The sequence below is a fragment of the Ferruginibacter sp. genome, from assembly GCF_028288465.1.
Lineage (GTDB): Bacteria > Bacteroidota > Bacteroidia > Chitinophagales > Chitinophagaceae > Ferruginibacter.
The window spans coordinates 1-4,421 of the sequence record NZ_JAQBNR010000095.1 but is presented as its reverse complement, the minus strand read 5'-3'; the positions used below and the strand labels follow the sequence as shown (position 1 = coordinate 4,421).

The window sequence follows — 4,421 nt, the reverse complement described above, 5'->3', positions numbered from 1 at the left end:
GGCCCAGGTACCGTAACTACCTGAATCTAGGCAGACCGTCTGCCCGGCTGTGGCAGCCGCGACCTGGCTAGCGAAGGTCCCTGTAGTGGCGGTGAGGGTACAACCAGCACCACCGCCACCTCCCGTGATTACGGCGGCGACAACTGTGCCGCCTGCAATAGCACCGGCTACCAAGATAGAGGTAATACCTCTACGACCTACCATTCGGTATAGCCCACCGGCCCTGCGGTCCCGCTGGCTTCCATGATGTAACTCACAGCCGCAGTCGTGTACCAATATCCCGTCGCCTTGGAAGGCAAGTAGGTACCGGTGCCCGCTGTCGCTGTCGCGCCGAAGGCCAGCCACACGCCGCTTGCACTACCATTTCCTACCTCAACACAGGTGCGTGAAGCGTTAGTGGTAATGAGGGTCTGAGCGGTGGCCGAGGAGGTTCCTCCACCCTTGCCGAGTGCTGAGCCCTTGACGGGCTCGCGCACAGGGAAAGGGGTGGTGGAGGTAACGTCCGTAGCCGTTCCATCCACTCCCCACGTTGGCTTGACTCGCTGAACTAGGACGCCACCGCCAATATCATCGGCGGCAGCAACCGCTCCACTACCTGGAGTAATCCCAATGTTATCGGCCATGGTCTATTTAGTTGTTGTACTGGATAGTCGGCGTGACCTTAATAACGTCGTTGGTCGCGATAGTGACCGCCGTGACATCATCGAAGTTCGCTGCGAAAATGCACTTACCACCGGCGAAGGTGGCCTGGTTGCGCAGGTGGAATCCCTTGATCGATAGGGAGCTTGGCCCTGTCGCTGTTGGGAAAGTCACCTGAGCAGCGGTCGTTAGACGGCCACCGGTACCTGCGCCAATCGCTCCCCACGATGCTGCAAGAATAGACTGTGCAGCATAAGAAGCAAAGTCTGTCTCCGTGTAGGACGTAAGGGTCTGCGATGATGAACCTACCGTCGACGCAGTGAAGGCGCTGTGTAGGCCTAGATACGTCGTGGTGAGGTTGGTTCCTCCCTTAGGGAAGATGTTCAAAATAATGTCTAGCCCCTCATCGGGGAAGATTTCAGCCATTAGGCTCTCCGTTTCTTACTAGGGTTGGTTGTTAGGGCGATCTGGGTGGGCCGTGCGCTTCCTGCGGACTTGCATGCTGTACAGAACCATCGATCTCCGGACAAGAACAGAACGGTACGAACCCGCTCACACTCTGCACATACCGTGATCTCAATCGGAGCCTGGGCTAGGCGATGCGCTTCGACCTTGGGATGGCCACTAATCTCTCTAGGAAACATGTCATTAGTTAACCAGCGAGATTTATTGAATTAGAGCTTCCTGATCTTAAAAGGACCGCATAAAACAAGATCGGTTGATCCCTGAGGATCAGTAAGGAAGAGTTTGTAGAAACCGCCGGTCCAGGTGAAGCCTGTAGTGGTCGGTCCAGAGAGCACCACGTTGACCATGCCGTTGCTCAGGGTGACCTCACCTGAGGTGGTGGAGATGTCCAAGAGGGTGGCGCCCGTATGTGGATTAATCACGGTGAACTGGGCCGTGTAGCCACTCAGATTGCGAGGCGTTACGCCGTCCGATGTAAGGAGTGCCCACGCCTTCTTGTAGGTCGCGCCCTTCCATGCTGTTTGGCTTAGTCGTACTGGCTGAACGCTCATCTACACCTTTCGTCAGTGTTTTTAAACCAAAAAGAGGGCCGCTATTTCTAGCGGCCCTCCTGATACCCTGGTTTGAGCGCCAAGCTACTTCTTGGCGGTGTTAGTCCTCTTAGCCTTGGGGGCTTCCTTCGCCTCTTCATCCTGCTTCTCTGCCTCTGTGGGCAGATCGGAGTCGGCATTACCGGCAGGCTCCTCGCCAATACCTTCGCCTAGACCACCCTGGCCACCATCAGAGGCAGCGGCTGCGGAGTAGCCTGTCTCCTGAGCGGGCTTAGACTGGACTGCCGGATCAACCTCAACGTCCGGTGAGACTTCTTCGTCAGCCTGCTTCTGGCGCTCCTCAGCAAGCTTCTTCAATTCATCTTCCTGACCGTTGATGTGTTCCGCTTCCTTGGTCAACGGATGATCCGCGACCTCGGCCTGTAGCTTCTCTAGATCTTCTCCCTGAATCCATGGATCAGTCATTCAGTTCTCCTTGTTGTTGTTGGTAGATGCTTCGACTTCAGCCTTTACTACCTTAAGACCGGCTAGGCCAGCTTCAGGTCCATCTACTGTCTTATTACGTGCTACCCAATCTGCCACTTGTTCAGGCGGAATATCTGAAGGAATTTCCGGAAGTGGCTGATCTACTGTGCCTGGTGCCCTGAATCTAGTAATTTCTCCGCGATCTGAGATAGCGGCGACCGGAGCACGAGTGTCCGGTCCCTCTTCTTCTACAACAACACCACGTTCATACTCTTCACCCTTGGCGTTACGGATCAAAGCTAGTGCGGGATGCACCACTTGCTGATTTGTGGTCTGCTTCCCGATCACGTCCTCTGCTTCAGCAGCGGGGATGACTTCAAACAGAAGTCCCACGTTGCCTAGAAAAATCTCATCGCTCATCTCGTCCTTGCTGACTGGCGCGCAATCTCCCCGCTGACCTCGCGGTTGAAGATTAATTCTGCGCCCTGTACCTAAGCGTACTCCGACAGACATGTAGCGGGTGTTCCTGATGTACTTCTGGGTATTACGGGGTGTTGGCTTCTTAGCTGGGGGCACAGTGGCTCCTTTATCTCGTATGGTCACTAGACTATCCTGCTCCTCTTACACCTGGGAGAGCGGGTCAAATCAAGCCTTGACGAGAGCCTTTGTGCCTGCTAGGATGGTCTCTCATAGATTCGACTGCGGGGCTTTAGGATGCCCCTGGCGTGTGCGAAGAGGCGGGAACCTCTGCCGGTTGCACCTAGTCGCGTGGCGCGTATAGGACTAGACTTTATCTTTTGAGGAGAGTCATGAGTATAGATGAATGAACCCCACCACGTTAGTAGCTCGTCTCGTTGGGCGACGACGTTAAGGATCGTCGCAGGTTAGTAATCCTGCGGTGCGCAAAAGAACCATAAGTTCGGGAGACGGAGTTCAGTCAGCGGTTACTACCCGTGGAAACCCGAAAGCGCGAAGCTGTGGTAGCAGCTAAGCGGCGGTTGAGCGTAGACGGCATATAGCGGAAACGTGGTGTACAATCTTCTTGGGAATCGCGTCGGAGCCCCGCTACGGTAAGGGCTCGCTGGGAGAACCGGACGCGCCCCATTCCACATCAAGAGTCTCCTGAGAGAGCTTATGGGAACGAGAGAGGGCCGCTGAAAAGCGGCCCTCTTGTCGTTCAGCTAGGCGAGTGCGGCTTAGTAGCCAGAAACGTCGAGCTTGCCTGGGACAGCGGTGGAGCCAGCCTTCAGGATACGGGCAAGGCCGCGTCCGTTCAGGACCAACATACCGATCAACTCGTCCATGACCCATCCCTTGTAGAACTGCTCTACCTGATGGTTCTCCTCAACGTCGAGAGAGTACATGACTGGCATGACTCCGACGAATTCAGGATCGGCCGTCAGGAAGAGTTCGCCCTGAGGAATGATGATGGAGCGCTGGATCTGGAACTCACCGAACGTGGTGATCTTACCGCCAGCGAACACTTCGTCCTTGAAGCGGAAGCCCGTGACGTTGATGTCCCATGTGTAGAGGTCGCGAATGTCTGCCGGGTGGGCAAGCACGCGAGATGCCTCTAGCTGGTTGATCTCGATCTGGGTTACCGCGTTGTAGAAGTCGCCGGGCTCAAGTGAGTTGCCTGCGCCGACTAGGACGGTCTGCTCGTTTACTGCACCGGAAGGTCCGGCTGCGATGCCCGTGGCCACACCACCGGTCTGTCCAGCACCAATGGTGTTGGAGAAACCTGCGACGTTGCCTCGTACTGCGCCTAGGTCCGTGATAGCGTTTTCAAGGAGGATGACGAGACGTGCGTCCTCCTGCTTCTGGATTGCCTGGCGAGTTTCATCCTGTGCGTACTCCACAGCGTTGACACGCAGGTAGTACAGGTCTTCCTTACGGATCCTGGGGAAGGATGCGATACGGAAAAGCTGCGGGAAGGCCTGCTTGCCTTCGAACGGAGTGATCTTAACCTCTGAGTCCGTGCTGTTAAGCACGTACGCACGACCAAGATCGTCCAGGATGTCGTACGGCATGAGCGGTCCACGCTCTAGCGTGTCCTCAACCAGAACATTACGTACAATACCCTCGTAACGTAGACGGATCTGGATAGGACCGATCATTCCCTGACCGATGCGCTGCATTGCGTTCTTCTTGTCGGCAAGAATTGCCTCAAGACGCTTCGTCTTCGCCTGCTTTGTAAGCTTCGGAAGGTCCTTCAACTTCTCCTCGTAGTCGGCAGAGGAGATAGCCTTTCGTCCCTTGTATTCATAATCAGACATATTTATCTCCTTATACCTTTAGGTC

Annotated in this window: 6 protein-coding genes; all 6 read right to left on the bottom strand. The window is 55.4% G+C overall.

What is annotated here, in order from left to right; genetic code table 11:
• A partial coding sequence (locus JWR61_RS28210) for a hypothetical protein (protein WP_301930986.1) occupies positions 1-204 on the bottom strand: 204 nt, incomplete at its 3' end.
• Between the two features lie 426 nt (positions 205-630).
• Complete coding sequence (locus JWR61_RS28205; protein WP_301930985.1) at positions 631-1,065, bottom strand: hypothetical protein; 435 nt, start codon at positions 1,063-1,065, stop codon at positions 631-633.
• A 248-nt stretch (positions 1,066-1,313) separates the two neighbouring features.
• Positions 1,314-1,655, bottom strand: coding sequence for a hypothetical protein (locus JWR61_RS28200; protein WP_301930984.1), 342 nt, complete (start codon positions 1,653-1,655; stop codon positions 1,314-1,316).
• Positions 1,656-1,739: 84 nt separating this feature from the next.
• Entirely contained in the window at positions 1,740-2,120 is a 381-nt protein-coding gene (locus JWR61_RS28195; RefSeq protein WP_301930983.1) for a hypothetical protein, read from the bottom strand.
• The gene (locus tag JWR61_RS28190) at positions 2,121-2,540 is read right to left on the bottom strand and encodes a hypothetical protein (RefSeq protein ID WP_301930982.1); all 420 of its coding nucleotides are present in this window, start codon (positions 2,538-2,540) and stop codon (positions 2,121-2,123) included.
• 776 nt (positions 2,541-3,316) lie between these two features.
• On the bottom strand, positions 3,317-4,396 hold the full coding sequence (locus JWR61_RS28185; protein WP_301930981.1) for an HK97-fold major capsid protein: 1,080 nt from the start codon (positions 4,394-4,396) through the stop codon (positions 3,317-3,319).
• Between the last annotated feature and the right edge of the window lie 25 nt (positions 4,397-4,421).